The 22,389-nt window shown below is 47.0% G+C and carries 22 protein-coding genes and 2 other annotated features; all 22 genes read right to left on the minus strand.

The window, feature by feature from the left end:
- Positions 1 to 124 precede the first annotated feature (124 nt).
- Complete coding sequence (gene rpmA / locus NSQ57_RS18765) at positions 125 to 442, minus strand: 50S ribosomal protein L27 (RefSeq protein ID WP_039272574.1); 318 nt, start codon at positions 440 to 442, stop codon at positions 125 to 127.
- A 5-nt stretch (positions 443 to 447) separates the two neighbouring features.
- Complete coding sequence (locus NSQ57_RS18770; protein WP_013311591.1) at positions 448 to 786, minus strand: ribosomal-processing cysteine protease Prp; 339 nt, start codon at positions 784 to 786, stop codon at positions 448 to 450.
- Positions 787 to 799: 13 nt separating this feature from the next.
- Entirely contained in the window at positions 800 to 1,111 is a 312-nt protein-coding gene (gene rplU / locus NSQ57_RS18775) for a 50S ribosomal protein L21 (protein WP_013311592.1), read from the minus strand.
- Between the two features lie 13 nt (positions 1,112 to 1,124).
- Positions 1,125 to 1,212, minus strand: a sequence feature (ribosomal protein L21 leader region).
- Between the two features lie 98 nt (positions 1,213 to 1,310).
- Positions 1,311 to 2,495: an Rne/Rng family ribonuclease gene (locus NSQ57_RS18780; protein WP_340932982.1), complete on the minus strand. Its 1,185-nt coding sequence runs from the start codon at positions 2,493 to 2,495 to the stop codon at positions 1,311 to 1,313.
- 47 nt (positions 2,496 to 2,542) lie between these two features.
- On the minus strand, positions 2,543 to 3,421 hold the full coding sequence (locus NSQ57_RS18785) for a M50 family metallopeptidase (protein ID WP_029518424.1): 879 nt from the start codon (positions 3,419 to 3,421) through the stop codon (positions 2,543 to 2,545).
- Entirely contained in the window at positions 3,414 to 4,259 is an 846-nt protein-coding gene (locus NSQ57_RS18790; protein WP_340932984.1) for a M23 family metallopeptidase, read from the minus strand. Before NSQ57_RS18790 ends, NSQ57_RS18785 begins: the two co-directional genes overlap by 8 nt.
- Before the next feature lie 340 nt (positions 4,260 to 4,599).
- The gene (gene minD, locus NSQ57_RS18795; RefSeq protein WP_013311596.1) at positions 4,600 to 5,397 is read right to left on the minus strand and encodes a septum site-determining protein MinD; all 798 of its coding nucleotides are present in this window, start codon (positions 5,395 to 5,397) and stop codon (positions 4,600 to 4,602) included.
- Between the two features lie 3 nt (positions 5,398 to 5,400).
- Positions 5,401 to 6,063, minus strand: coding sequence for a septum site-determining protein MinC (gene minC / locus NSQ57_RS18800; protein ID WP_165148804.1), 663 nt, complete (start codon positions 6,061 to 6,063; stop codon positions 5,401 to 5,403).
- A gap of 82 nt (positions 6,064 to 6,145) precedes the next feature.
- Positions 6,146 to 6,676: a rod shape-determining protein MreD gene (gene mreD / locus NSQ57_RS18805; RefSeq protein WP_029518421.1), complete on the minus strand. Its 531-nt coding sequence runs from the start codon at positions 6,674 to 6,676 to the stop codon at positions 6,146 to 6,148.
- Positions 6,676 to 7,497 carry a rod shape-determining protein MreC gene (gene mreC / locus NSQ57_RS18810; RefSeq protein WP_029518420.1) on the minus strand — a complete coding sequence of 274 codons (822 nt, stop codon included), beginning with the start codon at positions 7,495 to 7,497 and terminating at the stop codon, positions 6,676 to 6,678. Before mreC ends, mreD begins: the two co-directional genes overlap by 1 nt.
- A 55-nt stretch (positions 7,498 to 7,552) precedes the next feature.
- Positions 7,553 to 8,587, minus strand: coding sequence for a rod shape-determining protein (locus NSQ57_RS18815; protein ID WP_013311600.1), 1,035 nt, complete (start codon positions 8,585 to 8,587; stop codon positions 7,553 to 7,555).
- 106 nt (positions 8,588 to 8,693) lie between these two features.
- On the minus strand, positions 8,694 to 9,386 hold the full coding sequence (radC, locus tag NSQ57_RS18820; protein ID WP_342425152.1) for a DNA repair protein RadC: 693 nt from the start codon (positions 9,384 to 9,386) through the stop codon (positions 8,694 to 8,696).
- 13 nt (positions 9,387 to 9,399) lie between these two features.
- Positions 9,400 to 10,008 carry a Maf family protein gene (locus NSQ57_RS18825; protein WP_039272577.1) on the minus strand — a complete coding sequence of 203 codons (609 nt, stop codon included), beginning with the start codon at positions 10,006 to 10,008 and terminating at the stop codon, positions 9,400 to 9,402.
- 22 nt (positions 10,009 to 10,030) lie between these two features.
- Positions 10,031 to 10,273, minus strand: coding sequence for a DUF4321 domain-containing protein (locus NSQ57_RS18830; RefSeq protein ID WP_023989955.1), 243 nt, complete (start codon positions 10,271 to 10,273; stop codon positions 10,031 to 10,033).
- Positions 10,274 to 10,394: 121 nt separating this feature from the next.
- Positions 10,395 to 11,615, minus strand: a complete 1,221-nt coding sequence (locus NSQ57_RS18835) for an SPOR domain-containing protein (protein ID WP_340956574.1) — start codon at positions 11,613 to 11,615, stop codon at positions 10,395 to 10,397.
- Positions 11,616 to 11,778: 163 nt separating this feature from the next.
- Positions 11,779 to 13,158, minus strand: a complete 1,380-nt coding sequence (gene murC / locus NSQ57_RS18840; protein ID WP_013311605.1) for a UDP-N-acetylmuramate--L-alanine ligase — start codon at positions 13,156 to 13,158, stop codon at positions 11,779 to 11,781.
- Between the two features lie 6 nt (positions 13,159 to 13,164).
- The gene (locus tag NSQ57_RS18845; RefSeq protein WP_342425153.1) at positions 13,165 to 14,541 is read right to left on the minus strand and encodes a folylpolyglutamate synthase/dihydrofolate synthase family protein; all 1,377 of its coding nucleotides are present in this window, start codon (positions 14,539 to 14,541) and stop codon (positions 13,165 to 13,167) included.
- 36 nt (positions 14,542 to 14,577) lie between these two features.
- Positions 14,578 to 17,244 carry a valine--tRNA ligase gene (locus tag NSQ57_RS18850; RefSeq protein WP_340932987.1) on the minus strand — a complete coding sequence of 889 codons (2,667 nt, stop codon included), beginning with the start codon at positions 17,242 to 17,244 and terminating at the stop codon, positions 14,578 to 14,580.
- A 53-nt stretch (positions 17,245 to 17,297) separates the two neighbouring features.
- Positions 17,298 to 17,582: a binding site (T-box leader), on the minus strand.
- A gap of 71 nt (positions 17,583 to 17,653) precedes the next feature.
- A complete protein-coding gene (locus tag NSQ57_RS18855) occupies positions 17,654 to 18,991 on the minus strand; it encodes a LysM peptidoglycan-binding domain-containing protein (protein WP_318628060.1) in 1,338 nt (445 codons plus the stop codon).
- Positions 18,992 to 19,117: 126 nt separating this feature from the next.
- A complete protein-coding gene (locus NSQ57_RS18860) occupies positions 19,118 to 20,032 on the minus strand; it encodes an RluA family pseudouridine synthase (RefSeq protein ID WP_209950330.1) in 915 nt (304 codons plus the stop codon).
- Positions 20,029 to 21,333 (minus strand): glutamate-1-semialdehyde 2,1-aminomutase, encoded by a 1,305-nt coding sequence (hemL, locus tag NSQ57_RS18865; protein ID WP_069011263.1) that lies wholly within the window; start codon positions 21,331 to 21,333, stop codon positions 20,029 to 20,031. Before hemL ends, NSQ57_RS18860 begins: the two co-directional genes overlap by 4 nt.
- Before the next feature lie 30 nt (positions 21,334 to 21,363).
- Positions 21,364 to 22,362 carry a porphobilinogen synthase gene (hemB, locus tag NSQ57_RS18870; protein ID WP_069011262.1) on the minus strand — a complete coding sequence of 333 codons (999 nt, stop codon included), beginning with the start codon at positions 22,360 to 22,362 and terminating at the stop codon, positions 21,364 to 21,366.
- Between the last annotated feature and the right edge of the window lie 27 nt (positions 22,363 to 22,389).

The raw sequence follows: 22,389 nt of genomic DNA on the forward strand, positions 1-22,389 counted from the left end.
ATTAAATGGATTATTAAAGAACCTTAATCCAGTATAGCACAGACTAACTTTCCAGTTCATTACCATCATGCAAAAAAGCCTCCGACAAAAGTGCCGGAGGCTTTTCAGCGTGTCTAAGCCGCTATTAAGCTTCTACAGTAGCTGCTACTGGAGCAACGTCGATCGGGTAGATGCTCACCTTTTTGCGATCACGGCCCCAACGTTCGAACTTCACAACGCCGTCCACTTTCGCGAACAGGGTGTCGTCCTTACCGATGCCCACGTTCGTGCCCGGGTGAATTTTCGTTCCGCGTTGACGAACCAGGATGCTACCGCCGGTAACTGCTTGACCGTCAGCACGTTTCACTCCAAGACGTTTCGATTTACTGTCACGTCCGTTTTTTGTGGAACCTACACCTTTTTTCGATGCGAATAATTGAAGATCCAATGTCAATTTCAACATGATGTCTACCTCCTTCTTTGATTATTTTCTATTTGAATATACTTACCGTATGATTCAGCAATGCTTGTCAGCATAATCACCATGGACTCCAGCAACAGTTGAACCTGTGCGTTCGCATCATGATAACTTTCAGGAGAAAGATACGCGCTTAAAAAGCCGTTTTCCATTTCCGTTTCCATCTCAACGTCCGTAAGAGCTCCAATCGAATTGACAGTTCCTACTGTTACCGCCGAAACGCCAGCACATACGATATCCTCGCCAGATTTAGCGAAATTTGCATGTCCTTTAACGGAAAACCCCTGTATGCTGCCATCCTCCAGTCGTGTAATACGCACGATAATCACTTATCGCACCCTCTTACGCTTGGATTTTTTCAATCGTCACTTTCGTGTACGGTTGACGATGACCTTGCTTCACATGGTAGTTCTTTTTAGGTTTGTATTTGTATACGATGACCTTTTGACCTTGACCATGCTTCTCAACTTTAGCTGTTACAGAAGCTCCAGAAAGAAGCGGTGTACCTGCTGTCAAGCCATTGTCGCCGGACACTGCCAGAACACGATCGAACGTTACAGTTTCACCATCATTAGCTTCCAACTTCTCGATGAACAATACGTCGCCCTCTTGAACTTTGTATTGCTTACCACCTGTTTCGATAATTGCGTACATTTGCTTGCACCTCCTTATGTCTCAGACTCGCCTAATAGCAGGTGGCAGATTCCCTTAGGATACTGCACTTCAGTACCTGATTGGAGCGGTTACAGCATGTGCAGCCAATCTTACGCATCACACATACTAAATGATTATAGCACAAGCTTTATACACATTCAACCTTTAGTTTTAAAATGATTTTGGGTTACGCATCGCTCTACACGAGCGTCTTTTCTTCACGCACTTTTTTGCGGGTCATTTCCAGCAAACCTAACCGCGTCCAACCGACAACATAAGATTTGGTCCGATCCTTCTTCAATCTTGCTTCCAGCACAGAGGATACTTCCCGACGGTTCTCCTCTTGTTCCATGTCAATAAAATCAATGATGATGATACCACCAATATCACGCACACGTACCAGGCGGGCAATCTCTTCAGCTGCTTCAATGTTAGTCCGGGTTACCGTTTCTTCCAGATTACTGCCTCCCGTAAACTTTCCCGTATTCACATCAATAACGGTTAATGCCTCTGTATGATCAATGACAATGTATCCACCGCCCTGCAGCCATACCTTTCGCGCAAAATCGCGTTCCAGCTGCTCATGAATGCCATAAGCTTTAAAAATCGTTTCTTCTGCACCACGAAATATACTTACATGAGCTTTCGCAGGACCAATCTGTTGCAGCATGATTTCTGCATCCTTTGCTTGCTCTTCACTGTCAATAACCAGTTCATCCTGTTCAGGTGTAAACACATCCCGAATCAATCGCTGAACAATACTTAAATCCCGGTGTAATTCGCACGGAGCCGAGTATTCACCCGCTTTACGCTGAATAGCCGTCCACTGCTTACGCAGTTGATTCAGATCATTTTCAATCGCATCTATACTCATGTCCTCCGAAACGGTACGGATTATGAGTCCTTCCTCACTTGTGCGTAGCTGCTCTCCCATTGCTTTCAAACGGGTGCGCTCGCCCTCACGTTCGATCTTCTTGGATACGGCCACATAATCAGCACGGGGCATATATACGATCCAGCGACCCGGAAGTGAAAAATGAGTGGTGACCCTGGCTCCTTTGCTACCAACTGCCTCTTTTAATACCTGTACTACAATTTCCTGCCCCACCTTTAACACTTCAGAAATGGATGGCTTTACCTCCGGCTGCTTGTCCAAATGAGCATGAAGTACGTCATCTACGTACAAAAAGGCATTCTTTCGCTGTCCAATGTCAACAAAGGCGGCTTGCATACCTGGTAGCACATTGACCACCCTCGCTTTGAAAAAAGAACCTAGAATCCCCCGTTTTCGCGGTAGTTCAGCCGCATATTCAACCAATCGTCCCTCTTCCAACAGCGCCATTTGGGTCATCTGCTGCTGGCATTGTACAATCATTTGCTTCATGGTTTTTCAACCTCTCTGGATACAGCCTCTTTCTTACTCATAAAACATTATTTAGGCTTGGGTTCTCCACCATCTGGCGGGCGTGTCGCAAAATAAGAGCGAATAAGGCGTTGCTCCGGCAGTACGGCTACAATTCGTCCCTGTTCATTCATAACATAAACCATATGATACCGATCTCTTCTGAAAAGACGCAAAATAGGCTCCAAATGTTTCATTGGCAGGGATACAATAGGTAAGGCAATACTTCCCTTAGCTATTTCGCGGTAAAAAAGCTCGTCCCTCCCCAGCAAAAACCGTATAAAACGGTAAGGGATATTCCGATAATCCACAATATTAGAATAAAGCAAAAAAATCCCTACCGCCAGCAGATTTAAATGCATAGGCCCATTTTGCCTTAACAACGGTGAAATACCATACATACAAAATAGCAGACTCGTTACGATACTGGCCCTAAAGGTCCACACTAATGTGCGGTGATAAGAAAAGGATAAGCTAATCATTGCCTGCAATATTTTCCCACCATCAAGTGGTAAAATGGGCAGCAAATTAAACAGTGCAATAACTGCATTCCCCTGAATTATATAATTTACATAATCATACTCCGGTCCACTCACATTTTTGAACCATAAAAGGATGATGATCATGATTCCGTTTTGCAGGGGCCCCGCTAGCGCAATGACAATCTCCTTCCACGCATTGAGCTTCCCCTGATCCTCAATGACCGCAACTCCTCCAAAGGGTAGCATCTGTATGGAAAGCACCCGCGCGCCTAACAACGAAGCAGCTGTCGCATGACCTAGCTCATGAATAAACACCAATGTAAATAAAGTGATGATCTCGATAAAATGTCCCGTTATTATGGAGGTCAGCATAACCAATACAAACAGTGGATGTAGTGATAAGGTCACCCCTCGGACATTAATCAAGGGCTACCACTTCCGACGGGTCAATGTAGTGATCCCCTCTCTGAACTGCCAAAAATAAAGTTGCCCCCTCGCTGCCGCTGCGACTTGCTGGCAGTACACCGATCTCATCTCCCTCCTGAACCCAGTCGTTCACTTTTAAGGTAGAGCGGGAAAGCCTCCCGTAAGTTGCTGTGATACCGCCAGTGTGTCGAACTGTAACCGAAATCCCGCTTTTGGGATGATTTAATATGTCTAATACTCGTCCTGCATCTATACTTTTAACAACGATTGGCCCGTTGTCAGTGACATTCGGCGTAATTTCTACCCCTTTCAGGCTCAGTACAAAAGGCTGTGTTATAGTGCCTTCGATCGGTGGAGAGCCCTTTCGATTTGCGGCTACCTTGTGCGTTTCATGCTCCTCTCCAAAAATCGGCAAAAAGGAAGGAGCTCCGTCAAAATAAGTTTCATACCATTGTCCGACGGCTGCAAAATCCATATCCTTATTCAAGGCATCCGCAATAAACATTCTCAAATTCACTGCATAAGGAATATCCCAACGAAACATTCCCCATACCATTCCAAATAACACCGTTGCTATGACTGACCTTCGCCAAAAGGAAGTCCAAAAAGACGGAGCACGATTCGCCCCAAAAGATTGCTGCCAGTGTTGCCGCTCATTTTTCCACTCCGTTTCTGGGTCTCTGGGCGAGTCGGCACTGACTATAGGCATCGACCTCATATCTTTATCCCCGTGCCTGTACTGATATATGCCAGAGGGATACGTCTCCGCTTTGCTTCCCGCGATTAGCTGCTGTATACGTTCTTCTCTGCGCTGCTTGATTCCGGAATTTTTATTCATCCTGTTCAGCCCCCTCAGCGAGGTATGTTTGATACATCTTATGAGGACGGGCTTCAACTTATGTTGTCCGGTTCGGGAATAAGTACCTAAAAATCAAAAAAACCGGCGCTAGCGCACCGGATTTGTTTTGTATTTATAATATTTATGTAGTGACCCTAAATTTTGAGAAGCCGTATTATAGGAATTTAAAAAGACAAACCAAAAACACTTAAATAAGATTATTACTTATTTAAGTGTCTAGTATTACAAATGAATACTACTACAGCTCCTACCTTAGAACCAATAGAAAATCACTTAGGAAGCGTGGAAGCAATTTACCAGCCATAACTTCCGGTTTTCCTCATCCACCCATACCAAAAAACTTCTTAAAACGTGTCATCACGCTTTTCTTCTGGTCTAGCTGCATGAGGGGCACTGTATCGCCCAAAATCCGTCTCGCAATGTTACGGTAAGCAATCGCGGCCTGTGAATCTGGATTCATAACGGTAGGCTCCCCTGTATTAGCTGCTTTAATTACCATTTCATCATCCGGCACAATCCCAATAAGGTCTATGCTAAGCACTTGTAAAATCCCATCAATATCCAACATATCTCCGGATTTAACCATGCTATTGCGAATGCGGTTAACCACCAACTTGGGTGATATCACATGTGAGCTTTCCAGTAAACCAATTACCCGGTCTGCATCGCGTACGGCTGCATTTTCCGGAGTAGTCACAACAATAGCCTGATCCGCCCCAGCAATGGCATTTTTAAAGCCTTGTTCAATACCCGCAGGGCAATCGATCAATATATATTCAAAATCCTTTTTAAGCTCCAAAATAATATCCTTAACCTGCTCCGGCGTAACAGCACTCTTGTCCTTGGTTTGAGCGGCTGGCAGCATATACAGCTCCTCAAAACGCTTGTCCTTAACCAGTGCCTGATTTAAACGGCAACGACCTTCCGCTACATCAACAAGGTCGTAAATAATTCGGTTTTCCAGACCCATCACAACGTCTAGATTACGCAAACCGATATCCGTATCCACCAAACATACCTTTTTGCCGAGCAGTGCAAGCGCTGTTCCTATATTGGCTGACGTCGTCGTTTTGCCGACGCCGCCTTTTCCTGAAGTGACGACGATAGCCTCTCCCATGTGCTACACCCCTTTGAACACGTTAAAATCGCGGCCCAGACGCACAATATTGCTCATTTTATCTATTTGCATAGCGCCATCCTTGAGATACGCAAATTCCATACCGGATTCACGTGTCTCCCATTCGTCTGGTGGACGGCTGATCATATCGGAAATTCGCAACTGTGTCGGTGCAAAATAGGAAGCCGCTATAATCGCTTCACTATTTCCCTCCATCCCTGCATGCGCCATGCCTCGCAGAGCGCCGAGGACATAAATATCACCAGTACATGTTATAATTCCACCCGGGTTTACATCTCCCAAAAAGAGTAGGTTCCCATTGTGATGAAGCACTTGACCAGATCGGATAATCCCTGTCACCGTATGAATAGGAGGCTTTCCCTGCACTTCCACAGGCAGTCCAGGTGATTCTACAGACCTGATGAGCAGATTCCCCTTTTGCTTCAAAATCTCCAGAATACTTTCCTTCTGTTCCTCTGTCACTTCTCGGCTTCCCAGCTTAATATCCACATGAATGATCGGGCCTGTTAAAATATTTTGATGACTGTGCTCCAGCTTAAAACGCAGCTCACCCAGCAAATTCTCAAACTCGCATTGATCGTCCAGCAGGAATACCAGGCCATCTTTGATGCCTTTAATCGTGACATGATTCGATTTCACTGCCATTAGCCTGTCCCTCCTATCTCAATCATTTCGTCCCCGGGACGTCAAATCCCTGCTAACCCGGACAAAATGTGTGTAAAAAGACCTAGACAGCCTCTTCCTTTTTCACACGGGTACCCAAACGCTGCAACTGCTTGCGAACTGGGACATAAATGATGAGGGCGAACAGAAAATGGATAAATAAATCAGGAATTATATACTGAGCAAGTGCCCAATTGAAAGTCTGATGATTCAGCTGGAACAGCTGGTCAATGGCAAAAAGCATAGAATCCAAGAGGAAACTACCAATCAACACGGCTGCCATCATAATGGGCATCTGCGCACGTCGAGCTGTAAAAACAAGCCCCAATAAGTATGCAGACAACCCCATTGCAAAAGAATAAGGCCCAATGATAAACCCATAGAACACTACATCATGAATAAGTCCAAAAACAATACCTAGCACCAATGCTGTATGACGGCTGTAATACACAGACACAAACAAGATCACGACATACACAAAATTCGGAACCATTCTTGAATGCCAACTATCCGGAAGAAGCCATGGAAGAATCGTCCCTTCAGCTATAAACAGTACAAACAGCAGCAGTATTAGAACCTGACCGCGCATCTTCATTATTCCGGTACCTCAGGAGTGTAGAGGATGAGCAGTTCTTTCCAATCCACAAAGCTGGCTGCCGGTTTAATAATCGCTGTCCGTGTTTTGCCAAACTCCCCAACCTGAATCTTCTCTACCGTTCCAACCATTAGGTTTTTGCGGAATTTACCACCTGCGCCAGATGTAATAATCTGATCACCCTTTGCGATTGGATCTTTTTCCTCAATGCGAGTCATTTGAAATCTGTTCGTACCCGGATCATAGCTTTCAATCATACCAAACGATTGATTTTCCTTGCCCAAGACTGTCGCTGCAATAGCATAAGAATTCGGATTTTTAGGATCCAATGTAGTCAATAGGGTAACGGTGGACGTAAAATTCCCCGTTTGACTAATGACTCCGACAAATCCTTCAAGCGAACTGACTTCCTGACCAACCTTCGCTCCGTCCTTCTCACCAATATCGATCACAAGCGTTTTGGAATCATTGCTGACGCTGTTCACTTGAGCAACACGATAATCATAATTATTTTTCGCCTTTTGCGTTTGGGTGAACTTCAGTTCATTCTGCAGTCTGGCATTTGTTTCAACATAATTATGGGTCTGAATTTGGTCACGAGTCAGCTTTGCCACAGCAATTTTTAACCGTTCATTTTCTTCGTAGATACTGCGCATATTCCCAATATCTTCAAAGAAGCCCGCTATTGCAGAAGCGGGCCTGTAAAAGATACCTTGCACAAAGCCAATCGAATCTCTGGCGAACTTCTCGGGCCAGGTTAAGGAATTCCTCTGTCCAAGTGTAATCCCCATAAGGGCAATAAACAGAACGATTCCTATCAATAGAACAAATAGTCTTTTATTGCCAAACAGCTTAAACAGTTCCTACACCCCCGATTCAACGTTTGGAACGGACGGCAGAACTGCTGCGCGATTTGAACAAATGAATATTTTCCAACGCTCTGCCTGTACCGATTGCCACACAATCTAGAGGATTTTCTGCTACGATCACCGGCATTCCGGTTTCACCTGCCAACAGCTTGTCCAGGTTACGTAGAAGTGCTCCACCGCCAGTAAGTACAATACCTCTATCCATGATATCCGCTGCCAATTCGGGAGGGCATTTTTCCAGTGTTACTTTAACCGCATCCACGATTGCATTGACTGTATCCGATAATGCTTCACTAATTTCATCAGAAGTAATCGTGATCGTCTTCGGCAAACCTGTTACCAGATCACGTCCGCGGATTTCCGAGGTTTCCACTTGCTCTAATGGCATAGCTGAACCCACTTCCATTTTCAGTTGCTCTGAAGTCCGTTCACCAATCATCAGATTGTATTGGCGCTTCACGTATTGGATGATGGACTCGTCCATTTCATCGCCAGCGACACGCACGGAGCGGCTTGTTACAATCCCACCCAGGGAAATGACTGCCACCTCGGTTGTACCTCCACCGATATCGACAACCATACTGCCTGTAGGCTCCCATACAGGAAGATCAGCGCCAATTGCTGCTGCAAACGGCTCCTCTATCGTATATGCCTCTCTTGCGCCTGCTTGCTTCGTCGCATCTTCAACAGCACGCTGCTCCACCGCAGTAATGCCCGAAGGCACACAAACCATCACGTTCGGATGGCGTGGAAACAAAGAGCGTTGGGCTTGCGCCTGACGGATAAAATATTTGATCATCGTTGCTGTCGTATCAAAATCAGCAATGACACCGTCCTTCATCGGACGAATCGCACGGATATTTCCCGGTGTGCGACCGATCATTTTTTTCGCAGATTCACCAACAGCCTCAATGGTTTTTGTATCTGTACGCAAAGCGACTACAGATGGTTCACGAACCACAATTCCTTTACCTCTTACGTATACAAGCGTGTTTGCCGTCCCCAAATCTATTCCCAAATCTTTTGTAAAGCCACCCAGCATGATGTAATCTCCTTTTCTCTTCCCTGAAATCTGTTATCCAATGTATAAGCGGTTTATTCAGGCCGGATTATCCGGTCGTGTTTAAATGTTTGATTTAAATATTATATTATATCAGACCTTGTTCCTTCAAACTTACAAAGGTCCCGTCCCCGATCACTATATGATCAAGCACGTCGATACCCACGATGTTGCCCGCTTCCATCAGGCGGCGAGTCAACTGGACATCTTCGGGGCTTGGCTTCGGATCACCGCTCGGATGGTTATGAGCGCAAATTATTGAAGCACTGCTGCATTTGATTGCTGCCCGAAATACTTCACGTGGATGCACGATGGCAGAATTCAGGCTACCCATAGATAGTGTTTCCTGAGCAATGACATGATTTTTAGTGTTAAGGAACAAGCATACAAAATGCTCTTTCTGCAAATAACGAAGCTGCTCAAACAACAGATCTGCCACATCCCGCGGGCAACTAATCACCGGGGTCTCCAAATGGCGAGACAAAGCTAATCGACGCCCCAGTTCGATACTCGCTTTTAGCTGTATCGCTTTAGCATCCCCAATACCCTTAATCTGGGTCAACTCGCTCAAGCTCATATCCACCAGTTGACGCAAATTTCCTGCCTGCTGCAAAATACGCTGCGCTAAATGCACCGAAGACTCATTTTGCGTTCCTGTACGCAGCAATATTGCCAGCAACTCCGCGTTGCTTAAGGCATCCGCCCCATATGTCATCATGCGCTCTCTTGGTCGTTCTTCATGGGGGAGGTCGCGAAGCATCAGTATTGGCGACTCCAGCATATGTTTATCCCCTTTATGGACGCAACACATTCACTCCAAAATCGGACAGCATGTCCGACAGCAAGGAAAGCGGCAATCCTACGACGTTAAAATAACAACCCTGAATAGATTCCACCAGCGTAGCACCCATGCCTTGAATGCCATACGCTCCTGCCTTGTCAGACGGTTCACCAGTATTCACGTATGCCACAATTTGCTCTTGACTCAGAGGCTTCATTGTAACCTCCGTTTGGCGATGTCTGACAAGCACTTCGCCGGTTCCGGTATGTATGCAGGCTACCCCGGTGTACACGCGGTGTGTCCTTCCCTGCAATGCAGTCAGCATGCGAACTGCGTCCGCATGGTCGGCTGGCTTGCCCAATACCGAACCATCCAGCACGACAATGGTATCACTGCCAATCACCAGTCCGGCTTCCTTCGACTGAGTGACGGTGTTCACGACCGCTTGGGCTTTGCGTGCCGCAAGGGTCTCCACGATTTGCTGAGGCGTCCAGCTCTCAGGCGTGCTCTCATCCGCATGACTTGGCACCACCTCAAAGGGGAGTCTCAAAAATGCGAGCAATTCCTTCCTTCTTGGTGAAGTCGATGCCAAAATAATGCGGGGCGTAATTTTCCCGTCCATAAGGGAAGCTCCTTTTCATCAGTTAGAGCCTGCGGTACAGCCAGAACGCGGCAATGATGCCGATCAGACTAAGCAGGCTCAATTCAAAATTTATTGTTATGTTGTAGCTGATAATATCCAGGTCCGCTCTCGGCGACCAAGATATCCTAGTGGGGTGGGTCAGAAAAGAAAGGAATTTGATCGATTGAAGGGCTTTGGCAATCCATGCACCCAAGAGCCAACCGAGCAATAAAAACAGTATAAGCATTCCTACATTTTTTTTCATCCTGATCTTCCCTCGCCATTTTTTGACACCTTCATTATTATACGGTGATTTGTACTGCAATACAAACAGAAATCCGGCATGGGGAACTATTTCCAGTTCCTTGCCGGAAAATATGGTTAGCCTATTGTTTTATGAATTGGATAAATTCCCTCTCACGCAAAACATATTCCATCATGGAGGACTGAATCTCCCAAATGTGTTCCTTGGCTGTATTCTTATTATATTCCCCAAGTGCAGAGATCGCGCTGTTCATCGCCTTTTCAAGTGAGGTTGCGGAGGCAACCGCTTCCTTCGGAAGAGCACTGGGAAGTACAGTGATATTTTGTGTCCACTGCTGATGCAGGTCGTTCAGCTCCTTCATGTCGGAGGCTGGCACCGTATTCGGACCTCCTTCTCCGAGCAAGTTTGAGGAAAGTCCGCTCAACTTACCCACCAATGAGCTACTTAACTGAAAAAAGCTAGTGAGTTTATCACCTTCGCCTCCGTAAGCCGCTTTTTCAAATCCAGGCAATTCAAGCTCACGAACATACAATTCGACTCCTTGTGTTTTCAACTGATTGCTGAGCAACTTGGCTTGCTCCCTATCCGGTGATATTCCTGCATATACCCGGTTTTGGTCCTCGGTATCCCCTCCTGCTGCAATACCTGCCTTTAATAGTTCTTCTTTTGCTTGTAAGGCCCGTTCTGGGGTGCTGAAAACCCCATATTGCAACAAATAGTAGGTTTGAGGTGGTACCTGAGCCTCTATGACAGTGACAGGGACAGAATTCTCTTTTGCAGATATTGCATCCACACCAACAGATTCTTTAAAGACCGGTACAGCCTCCTCTACTGAAGGATCTGATCCCGGAACCATGCCTCCTCCGTTAAACAGTAACAACATAATATATCCAAACATGCCTCCGGTCACCAGTGCGCTGGCTACAGAGCCAACCAGTTTCCATCTAGAAGGGTTGGGCGGACGTCTTCTGTACTCTTGGCCAGAATGATAAGCTTCCTCATCCTCTTCCAGGCTATCCGGTAGAACTTCCGCATCTGACCAGGAAGCCGCCGAACGACCAAAGGGGTCATCCCATCCCTCTTGTACTCTTAATGTCGGAGCAAAACGCCGACTTGAAATGCGTTTATTCCGATCCTCAGGCTCATTGATCTTTGATTCTTGTGTAGTTGCAGTATTTTTCTCCATTCCTCTGTTCCGTTCCGTTCCTTTATGCGGGTTATCAGTTTCACGCTGTTCGTTCGTAATCGACTCGTTTTTGTACGGAAGCACCTGTAGCTTATCCTCCCGGCTTGTCTCCGGCAACTGTTGGTCGAACCGGAATGTCATCTTGGTCTTGTTCATGGATGCACTTCCTCCTTGTCCCATACTTCCTCATAGTCTGTTGTATGAGTTAAGCTAAGAATATATGCCCCAGCATTACAAAAAAGGGTATCCCGAAACACAGTCGTGTTCGGAATACCCTTTTTTTGTAATTCATTGGTGCAACAGCTCATTTTTATACGGTTTACACTTGCTGTCCGCGAAGATGGCGCGCTAACGCGTCACCTGCTTTCCAGATATCTCCTGCTCCCATCGTCAGCACAAGATCACCCGGCTGTAATCGATCTTTCAACTCCTCGATCACAGCTTCTTTGGTCGGCAAATAGATTGCATTAGCATTGCTGTTTTGGACGATTAAATCCACGAGCTTGGAAGAATGCACGCCTTCAATCTGTTTTTCTCCCGCTGGTGAATAAATATCGGTAATGATGACTTCACTAGCCTCGCTAAACGCGCGGCTGAACGCATCGAGCAGGAAAAAGGTGCGGCTATAGCGTTGCGGCTGGAATACAGCAATAATACGCTTGCCAGTCGCTCTCGCTGCGCTAATCGTAGCCTCAATCTCTGTTGGGTGATGCGCATAGTCATCAATAATCAGTATGTCATTGCTTTCACCTAGTACTTGAAACCGACGCTTCGCTCCGTGAAATTCCACAATTGTAGCAGCGATTTGATCGAATGGAATCCCTGCTTCCAAACATGAAATTACAGTTGCCATCGCATTATACATGTTATGTTTACCCGGCACTGATAGTTCGATTGTTCCGAGTGCTGTTCCCTTACGGCTCATAGTGAAGCTTAATCGACGGTCACCTAATTGGATATCTGTCGCCATATAATCCGCTTCATGCTCCACTCCATAAGTAATGACCCGAGTCTGGAGTTGAGGCAGCATTTCCCGGATGTTCTGATCATCTGCGCATACAATAGCCGCTCCATCCGGTCGAATTTGACTCAAAAACTGTACATAAGCACTTTTCAGACGATTAAAGTCGCCATCGTAATTTTCCAAATGATCTGCTTCAATATTGGTTACGATGCCTTGCCAAGGATGATATTGCAGGAAAGAACCATCACTCTCATCCGCCTCAGCAACGACAAACTCGCTTTTACCTGCTTTGGCATTCGTCCCCAAATTCGTGATTTCGCCGCCAATAATATACGTTGGATCAACGTTACATCTCTCCATAACCAGAGCGATCATGGAAGAGGTTGTCGTTTTACCGTGCGCACCCGCAACAGCTATTCCCTTACGTTCGTTAAGCAAGCGAGCCAGCATCTGCGAACGGTGCAGAGTTGGAATATTCAATTCCTCCGCTGCCACCCGCTCCACATTGTCACGTGACAATGCTGTTGAATAGACGACGATATCCGCGCCTGCAATATGCTCAGGCGTGTGTCCAATATATATTTTTGCGCCTTTTGCCGCCAGTTTTTCTGTCAGCTCCTGTGATGCCACATCTGAGCCAGTCACGGTATAACCCATCTCCAGCATGACTCGAGCAATCGCGCTCATCCCGTAGCCGCCGATACCGATAAAATGAACATGTTCCGAAGTAATCAACAAATTTCACCAACCTTTTTCCGAATCGGTTTGATACATAAGGGTAGCCCGTACATCCGCAATAAGGTACAGCGTGCCGGACACCACCCCCAGATCTTCCGCTTCCGTATGTGATTGAAACAGGCCAAGAGCCTTTTTCCAGTCACCTTCTACAATTATTTTTAAATCCGTTTTGGCATAAGACGGCCGCAGCTTCTCCACGAGATGAGCCAATTCAGCGGCATTCATTTTGCGCCGAAAATCGGGCTCGGTCAGGATAAGCGTATCCACTAGTGGCAGTATATGCTGCAAGTATGCTTCATGATGCTTGTTTGACAGCATCCCCATCATTAAAACCAATTTTTTGTACGAATACACTTGAGGAAGACTCTTGGCCAGCGTCTGTGCTCCTTCTGGATTATGAGCCCCGTCAAGAACAATTCTCGGTGATGTACTGACTTGTTCGAGACGCCCTGCCCAGGCAGTTTGCCTAAAGCCCTCCAGCAGTTCTGCATCATCCAACACAAAAGCCATATACTGACGTAGGACCTCAAGTGCCATCATAGCTCCTGCCGCATTAGAACATTGGTGCTCGCCTAACAACGTGATGTCAATTTCCATATGTCGGAAGGGCCCCGCGAATGAAAAGGTTTGAGCTGTTTCATCTCCGTTTAGCCGTTCATACGTAAATTGTTCTCCTGCCAGGTACAAGGTAGCTCCTTGCTTTGTCGCCGTTTCACGTATGACCTGAATAGCCTCGGGTTGGGAAACACAACTGACGACAGGTACACCCGGTTTGATGATACCGGCTTTTTCCCTTGCAATCTGTTCGAGCGTATCTCCCAAAATATCCGTATGGTCATAGCCGACATTTGTAATAACCGAGAGGATTGGATTCACGATATTAGTTACATCCATCCTTCCCCCAAGACCTGTCTCCCATACCACAACATCTGGGAAAGATACCGTAGCATAGTATAAAATAGCCAACGCTGTCGATACCTCAAACATTGTAGGTGATCCCAATTCACTATCTGCGATTTCTTTCACCAACGGATACAAGCAATTGGCAAGCAAAACCAGCGTTTCATCGGGAATATCGGTCCCATTGAATTGAAAGCGGTTCGTAAATCGGGTGATGTACGGAGACGTAAAAGTCCCGACATCGTACCCACATTTAAGTAGCACAGAGGTCAGAAAGGCACAAGTCGAGCCTTTACCGTTGGTTCCCGCAATATGCACAAATTTCAGATGTCGTTGCGGATCACCCAATTTACTCATTAGTTGTTCAATTCGTTCCAGTCCAGGTCTGATACCAAACGGAATCAAGCCGTTAATCCATTCCACTGCCTCATCATAGCTTTGTAAAGGAGCCGTATCTCCGCCCCTGATCGTATCTGACATCCTCTTCACCTTCAGGTCATTTTATTGTGAGTGAAATTATCCCTTGAGTTCTTCAATACGTGCGATAACTTTAGCGCGCTTATCTGAGTAATCGGCTTGCTTGGCCTTCTCTTCCTCGATGACTTTAGCTGGTGCCTTCGCCACAAAGCCTTGGTTAGATAACTTTTTCTCCACGCGCTCCACTTCACTGTTCAAATGCTGAAGTTCTTTTTCCAGTCTGCTAATTTCCTGGGCAATATCAAGCAGTCCGGCCAGCGGCAGGTACAACTCTGCGCCGCTAACTATAGATGTCATCGCTTTATCTGGAACGGTGAACTCTAATCCCGCGTCGAATTCAGACGTATTACAGAATCTACGCACATATTCCCCATTGCGGTTAATGATATCGAGAACGGCTTGATCGCCGGGTTTTATGAGCAACTCAATTTTTTTACTCATCGGCACATTGACTTCAGCACGGATATTGCGCACAGCACGAATTACGTCGATCAGCAAATTCATTTCTGCAACTGCATCCTTATCCTCAAAAGCCGGATCATAAACAGGCCAAGCGGCCAGTGTAATCGTTTCTCCCTCATGTGGAAGATGCTGCCATATTTCCTCAGAGATAAACGGCATGAACGGATGAATCATGCGCAGCGTCCGGTCCAATACATATGCAAGTACGGACTGCGTTTTCTTTTTCGCATCTGCGTTGTCGCCATATAGGGAAAGCTTCGCAAACTCAATGTACCAGTCGCACAAATCATCCCAAATAAAGTTATACAGAAGGCGGCCTGTCTCGCCAAATTCATAAGCATCTATTAGACGCGTGATGTCGCGTGAAGTTTCGTTTAGACGATGCAGAATCCAACGATCAGCGGTGCTCAGGTCACCAGTAATGTCTATATCTGCCGAAGTGACGCATTCCAGATTCATCAGCGCAAAGCGTGACGCATTCCAGATTTTATTGGCAAAGTTGCGGGCCTGCTCCACCCGCTCCCAGCGGAAACGAAGGTCTTGCCCAGGCGTGCTACTGGTGGAAATCATATAACGCATGGCATCGGTACCATATTGGTCAATCACGTCGAGCGGATCAACACCGTTGCCGAGGGATTTGGACATTTTTCTACCGTCCGCATCACGAACCAACCCGTGCATAAGTACGTCCTTGAACGGAATCTCTTCCGTAAACTCGAGTGCTGTAAAAATCATACGCGATACCCAGAAATAAATAATGTCATAGCCTGTAACCAAGACATTAGTCGGATAGTAGCGTTTGAGGTCCTCTGTCTGCTCAGGCCAGCCCAGTGTCGAAAACGGCCACAAAGCCGAGCTGAACCAAGTATCCAGCACATCCTCATCCTGTTTTAGCTTTCTGCCAGCATACTCAGGCAAAGTTGTAGGGTCCTCCGCCGATACAATCACTTCTCCGGTATCCTCATCGTACCAAGCCGGAATACGGTGTCCCCACCATAATTGACGGGAAATACACCAGTCACGCACATTTTCAATCCAATGCAGATAAGTACGTTCAAAGCGATCCGGTACAAAGTTTACCCCGTTGCCAGCCTTCTGCACTTCAATGGCTTTAGCTGCCAGAGGCTTCATTTCCACAAACCATTGTGTGGACAGATAAGGTTCTACAACTACACCTGTACGCTCGCTGTGGCCTACTTGATGTACGTGCTCTTCAATACGAATCAGTACGCCCTGCTCTTTCAGATCAGCGACGATTTGCTTACGGCAATCGCTACGATCAAGGCCCTGATATTTGCCTGCTTCGGCATTCATCGTTCCCGTTTCGTCCATCACTGTAATTTGTGGCAGCTGGTGACGTTGTCCCATTTCAAAGTCATTCGGGTCGTGAGCCGGTGTAATTTTAACCGCGCCGCTACCGAAATCTTTATCAACATAATCATCCGCAATGACCGGAATTTCCCGTCCGATGATTGGGAGCACAAGCGTTTTGCCGATCATTTGCTTGTAGCGTTCATCTTCCGGGTGTACAGCTACAGCTGTATCGCCCAGCATCGTTTCAGGACGTGTAGTGGCTACCGTAATAAATCCGCTACCGTCTTTCAGTGGATATTGCAGGTGATACAGATTTCCGTTCACCTCTTTGTATTCCACCTCAATGTCCGATAATGCAGTACGTGCAGCAGGGTCCCAGTTTATGATGCGTTTACCGCGATAAATCAGACCCTTCTTGTACAGTTTAACGAATACCTCGCGTACCGCTTGGGACAGTCCCTCATCCAGCGTAAAACGCTCACGAGAATAATCGAGAGAAAAGCCCATCTTTTCCCATTGGTTATGGATATTATCTAGGTAAAGATCCTTCCACTCCCACACTTTCTCCAAAAACTTCTCGCGGCCCAAATCATAACGTGTCAGGCCTTCTTCACGCAGCTTTTGCTCTACCTTTGTTTGGGTAGCAATACCCGCATGGTCTGCCCCTGGCAGCCACAAGGCATCATAGCCCTGCATCCGCTTGGCGCGAATAATAATATCCTGCAAAGTAAAGTCAAGAGCATGTCCAATATGCAACATACCTGTAACATTCGGTGGTGGAATAACGATTGTAAAAGGCTCTGCCTCTGGATGTTGCCCAGCGCGGAAATAGCCCTTCTCCATCCACGTTTTGTACCATTTTTGTTCTGCTGATTTTGGATCGTACGTTGTTGGCATTTCCAAGGTTGTCTTGTTGTCTTGTTCTGACATATCAGGATACCTCCATGATTTTTCAATTGGCAAATAAAAAAAGCCCTTCATCCTCAAAGGACGAAAGGCTGTTCTCTCGCGGTACCACCTTTGTTTCACCCCTAGTGTATGTATCCACTGATCCATTACACATGGTGTGACACTTTATGCAGATAACGGTTGCGGACCGGCCTTATTCTACCGTGAACCTCTTATCTTCCGTAGGAATTAAATGAGGAACCGTTCAAACAGGCGACTCCCGGGTGACTTCGGCCAGTAGCTTCCTGCGGAACCTCACAGCGCTGCAATTCCACTCTCTGAAGGGCTTGCTGCCTACTCTTCCCGATCTCAGTCTTTCAATAACTATACCACATCATACATTTCCCATTGACTATAGTCAACACCCGCTGTGCATTTTTCAGCAACCGGATCAAGGGATGTACAATACCTGTCCTTCTTCCACATGATGCTCCGCCAATCTGTTATACAGTTGAAGCTCACGCGTGCTGAGCTGATAACGGTCAGCTATGGTTTCCAGTGTATCCTCGCGCTGTACTATGCATAACCGCACCTTACGAAAAGGTGTTTCATCTTGTGTATGAAAAAAAAGGTTCTTCCACTTGGCATTCTCCCGCTCTTCTTCGGCTTTCTGATCCTGCGGCTCCTGCTCCAATTGCTGCTGGTATTCCGCTTCTTTCACCGAACGGCTGGATTGGAGCAATGATGAGTAGACAACCGGGTCTGGCTCGTCTGCCTCTTCATCCTTTTTACTGTTAAGCGCCACACGCATCTCTGGCTTATCCTCAGTAAAAGTGTCATGGGCCTCGTGATTCACCTGTTCTGACGCTTCAGGCCTGAAGTCGAAGCTATCTACTTGACTCGCTTCCAACTGTGGCTCCAGATAGACCTCGGACTCCGTAGCAGGATGCGGTTCAGACAGCAAAGGGTCATAATTTACATTAGGAGATGCGGAAGATACTTTGGACTCATTTCCCCCTGCCCATGCTTCCTTTTGCTGAAATCCCCACACTTCCGGAGACCCATGCTCATGTTTGACCTCGGGAGAGTTATCTTCAACTGCTTTGCCCGTCCAAGGCTCATAGAATCGGTTAGGATCTACTGCTGGCTCATAAGCTTGCTGTTCCGACGATGATTGCTGTTCCCCTTGGTCCTCAGACAGCTGTTCCCAGGAAACGGACTCCTGTTGTACTGGCACACTGTAGGAGGTTTCAGGATCTGTAACGTAATCAGAGGTCGAATCATTGGTAGAATCATTGGTAGAATAGGCCTCTGCCTGACGATACTCTTCATCGGCGGAAAGGGATTGAACCGGATGCTCAGGTGCATGCACTACGGTAAATTCCTCATCCAACCAGACCGCCGTCTCTTCCGCGTGCGAGCTTTCCACACCATGCAAAGAAAGAACGCCTGTAATGTTTAGACTACGTAAAGAAAGCAGGTCTACATCAAAATTTTCAATCTCGACAGAGATATCTTCCAATCTCCCTACGCGGTTTAGCGGAATGGTAATTTCCACAGGGATCAAATGATGAAGCTCGCTCGTGAACTGTTCAGGTGTGCGGTACACGCCCTCCAGCAGCAAATGCCCTCGCAAAGCGGCATGGTCGCCGTGGGTTACAACCTGAATGCGTGGCAGAAGCTCGATTTCCTCCAACTCAGCAATCCCGGCAGCTTCCTCCGTCAAATGAATGCGTTCATAAATATCAAAACGCAAGCCTTGCGGCTGATCATTCTGTTGTTTGTTCAAGGATGGCATCCTCCTTTGGGCAGTCTCCGCACATCCTCTGACTTCTGGTCAGGCGCACGGAAACTCCATATTGCAAACCGTTTCTAGGTTCAAGTATATGCGCCAAAATAGAAGGCATGCCATCTTTTATAGCTGTTTGTGCAGCTTTTGAAAATCATCCGGCCAAGCATCCTCAACAGTAATCGTTTCGCCACTCAGCGGATGACAGAAGGTAAGACACTCTCCGTGTAGCGCCTGCCTGCCAAAATCAGTAGCACGCCCCCCGTATAATACATCCCCAAGCAACGGGTAGCCAGCATGACTAAGATGTACGCGAATCTGGTGCGTCCGTCCTGTCTCCAGCGTCAGATATACGAGACTCACTGCACTTGAACCGCTTCCCCATACTTCCCCGAGTTCAATATGGGTAACCGCCTTCTGCCCAGTCGGAGATACACGACGGCGCTGCTTATGATGCCTGTCCTTGCCAATCGGCCAATCCAACGTTCGCAGCGATGGAGGTACTTTCCCTCGTACCAAAGCTACATACCGGCGGTCGATATCCTTAGCTCTCATTTGCTCGTCCAGCTTGAGCAACGCAAACTCATTTTTGGCATATAGCACTGGGCCCGTCGTATCCACATCCAGACGATGTACATGCCGTACCACCGCATGAATGCCATTCATCTCATAGTAGGATGCGACAGCATGATCCAACGTCAGCGGACCATCCTGCACACCACCGTCCGGATGTACTGCCATACCTGCTGGTTTATGTACTACCAGGCAAAAATCATCTTCATACAGTACCTTCAAATCATACCAGCGAGGGGTGATGCCAAGGTTCATTACAGGAAAAAGGGCCAGCCGCAGCCGGTCCCCTGTAAGTTCAATCTCTTTATCATGGCGCAGTCTGCGCCACAGCTTTTCCGGTAATTCCAAACGATTCAGCAACCACTGATCTACAGCATCAGCGCTGTTTTTTTCCCCGTCTGTGATTTCCCGTCCTGGCGTGACTTCCAGCCACGGTCCTCTTCTTTTCCAGCCACCTTGCCAGCTCATAGACGTTTGAGCGCGCGATAGTTCGCCTCAATGGTGGCATCAATATCCTCTACCGTATGCACGCCCGATACAAACATACCCTCAAATTGAGATGGTGCTACACTGACTCCCTCATTCACCATTTCAGTAAAGTAACGACGGAAGTGGTCCTGATTACTCGTTTTAGCTGTATCAAAATTGACAACCTTTTCTTCTGTAAAAAATGGACAAACCATGGAACCCACGCGATTGATCGTGACAGGGATACCTAGCTCGTTCGCATTACGTTCGAATCCGGCTTGAAGTCGTGCTGCCCGCTCTTCCAAGCGATCGTATACTTCTGGCGTCAGCAATTTAAGTGTCGAATAACCTGCTGCCATAGCCAGCGGATTTCCGCTAAGCGTACCCGCTTGATAAATGGGCCCCGATGGAGCAATCCGCTCCAGAATATCACGACGTCCGCCGTAAGCACCTACAGGGAGTCCACCACCAATCACTTTACCCAAACAGGTAAGATCCGGTGTCACACCAAAGCGACCTTGAGCCGAATGAAGTCCAACCCGGAATCCAGTCATCACTTCATCAAAAATCAGCAGACTTCCGTACTGCTGGGTTACCTCACGCAAACCTTCCAAAAATCCAGGCTGTGGCGGTACAACTCCCATATTGCCTGCTACTGGCTCGACAATAATTGCGGCAATCTCTTCGCCAAATTTCTCAAAAGCTAGCTTCACCGAAGCTAGATCATTATAAGGGACAGTGATGGTATGGGTGGCCACAACTTCAGGCACACCGGGACTATCGGGCAAGCCTAATGTGGCAACACCAGAGCCTGCTTTAATCAGCAAGCTGTCCGCATGACCGTGATATGATCCCTCAAATTTAAGAATTTTACTACGGCTCGTAAATCCGCGTGCGAGTCGAATCGCACTCATAGTCGCCTCAGTACCGGAGTTAACCATACGTACAATGTCCATAGAAGGAACACGCTCACATACGAGCTTGGCCATTTCGGTTTCTGCCAACGTTGGTGCGCCGAAGCTGGTTCCTTTTACAACAGCAGCCTGTAAAGCTTTAACCACTTCGGGATGTGCATGGCCCATAATAAGCGGTCCCCATGAACATACATAGTCTAAATAGGATTGACCATCAATATCATATACGCGCGATCCTTCGCCATGGTCGATATACACAGGTGTAATTCCAACAGATTTAAAAGCCCGTACCGGGCTGTTTACGCCACCCGGAATGTATTGTTTTGCCTCATCAAAGGCTACTTTGGAGTTCGTATCCTTGCGCACTGTTCGTTGTTCGTCGATCATTCTGACCACTCCTATCTTCTGAAAATAGACTTATTGCTTCAACCATCTTGCCGCATCCTTGGCCGAATAGGTAATAATCATATCTGCACCCGCACGCTTCATACTTGTCAAAATCTCTAGCACCATTGCTTTTTCATCAATCCAGCCTTGAAGAGCCGCTGCCTTGACCATGGCATATTCACCACTAACGTTGTAAGCCACCATAGGCAGATCAAATTGATCCTTAATCGTGCGCATTACGTCAAGATAAGAAAGGGAAGGCTTCACCATCAGCATATCTGCCCCCTCCAGCACATCAGATTCTGCTTCTCGCAATGCTTCACGTGCATTAGCAGGATCCATCTGATAGGATTTGCGGTCACCAAACTGCGGCGCAGAATCTGCGGCCTCCCGGAAAGGACCGTAAAAAGCAGACGCATATTTGACGGAATACGACATAATTGGAATATGTGAAAAGCCTTCTAGATCCAACCCCTGCCGAATCGCCTGTACAAAACCGTCCATCATATTAGATGGCGCGATAATATCTGCACCAGCTCTGGCCTGAGATACAGCTGTACGTACCAGCACCTCCAGAGATTCATCATTCAATACCTCACCGCATACCTCACCATCATGCTCATGCATGTGCACCATACCGCAGTGTCCATGGTCCGTAAACTCACACAAACAAGTGTCAGCCACAACCAGCAGTTCGGGATAACGCGACTTGATCAGACGAGTAGCTTCCTGAACAATACCATCGTCCACAAAAGCCGAAGTCCCTACGCTGTCTTTGGTTTCTGGGATGCCAAATAGGAGCACAGCGGGAATGCCGAGCTCACTAATCTCTTTCAGTTCTTCCTCCAGCCGATCCAGAGAAAAACGGTATACACCTGGCATAGAGCTAATTTCCTGTTTCACCCCAGTGCCAAATGTTACGTAGATCGGTTGGATAAAATCAGTGGGATTCAATACGGTCTCACGCACCATACTGCGGATTGCAGCCGACTGGCGCAAACGGCGATGTCTGGTAAAAGGAACACTCATGATTACAAACCTCCATTTTTTATACAT

The sequence above is a fragment of the Paenibacillus sp. FSL L8-0502 genome, assembly GCF_038593055.1.
GTDB lineage: Bacteria > Bacillota > Bacilli > Paenibacillales > Paenibacillaceae > Paenibacillus > Paenibacillus polymyxa_D.

What these genes read in the sequence shown, in the direction of transcription:
- rpmA (WP_039272574.1), bottom strand. Translation starts at nt 442, where the DNA reads ATGTTGAAATTGACATTGGATCTTCAATTATTCGCATCGAAAAAAGGT.
- rplU (WP_013311592.1), bottom strand. Translation starts at nt 1,111, where the DNA reads ATGTACGCAATTATCGAAACAGGTGGTAAGCAATACAAAGTTCAAGAG.
- NSQ57_RS18780 (WP_340932982.1), bottom strand. Translation starts at nt 2,495, where the DNA reads ATGAAGCAAATGATTGTACAATGCCAGCAGCAGATGACCCAAATGGCG.
- NSQ57_RS18790 (WP_340932984.1), bottom strand. Translation starts at nt 4,259, where the DNA reads ATGAATAAAAATTCCGGAATCAAGCAGCGCAGAGAAGAACGTATACAG.
- minD (WP_013311596.1), bottom strand. Translation starts at nt 5,397, where the DNA reads ATGGGAGAGGCTATCGTCGTCACTTCAGGAAAAGGCGGCGTCGGCAAA.
- minC (WP_165148804.1), bottom strand. Translation starts at nt 6,063, where the DNA reads ATGGCAGTGAAATCGAATCATGTCACGATTAAAGGCATCAAAGATGGC.
- mreD (WP_029518421.1), bottom strand. Translation starts at nt 6,676, where the DNA reads ATGAAGATGCGCGGTCAGGTTCTAATACTGCTGCTGTTTGTACTGTTT.
- NSQ57_RS18815 (WP_013311600.1), bottom strand. Translation starts at nt 8,587, where the DNA reads ATGCTGGGTGGCTTTACAAAAGATTTGGGAATAGATTTGGGGACGGCA.
- radC (WP_342425152.1), bottom strand. Translation starts at nt 9,386, where the DNA reads ATGCTGGAGTCGCCAATACTGATGCTTCGCGACCTCCCCCATGAAGAA.
- NSQ57_RS18825 (WP_039272577.1), bottom strand. Translation starts at nt 10,008, where the DNA reads ATGGACGGGAAAATTACGCCCCGCATTATTTTGGCATCGACTTCACCA.
- NSQ57_RS18830 (WP_023989955.1), bottom strand. Translation starts at nt 10,273, where the DNA reads ATGAAAAAAAATGTAGGAATGCTTATACTGTTTTTATTGCTCGGTTGG.
- NSQ57_RS18835 (WP_340956574.1), bottom strand. Translation starts at nt 11,615, where the DNA reads ATGAACAAGACCAAGATGACATTCCGGTTCGACCAACAGTTGCCGGAG.
- NSQ57_RS18845 (WP_342425153.1), bottom strand. Translation starts at nt 14,541, where the DNA reads ATGTCAGATACGATCAGGGGCGGAGATACGGCTCCTTTACAAAGCTAT.
- NSQ57_RS18850 (WP_340932987.1), bottom strand. Translation starts at nt 17,244, where the DNA reads ATGTCAGAACAAGACAACAAGACAACCTTGGAAATGCCAACAACGTAC.
- NSQ57_RS18860 (WP_209950330.1), bottom strand. Translation starts at nt 20,032, where the DNA reads ATGAGCTGGCAAGGTGGCTGGAAAAGAAGAGGACCGTGGCTGGAAGTC.
- hemL (WP_069011263.1), bottom strand. Translation starts at nt 21,333, where the DNA reads ATGATCGACGAACAACGAACAGTGCGCAAGGATACGAACTCCAAAGTA.
- hemB (WP_069011262.1), bottom strand. Translation starts at nt 22,362, where the DNA reads ATGAGTGTTCCTTTTACCAGACATCGCCGTTTGCGCCAGTCGGCTGCA.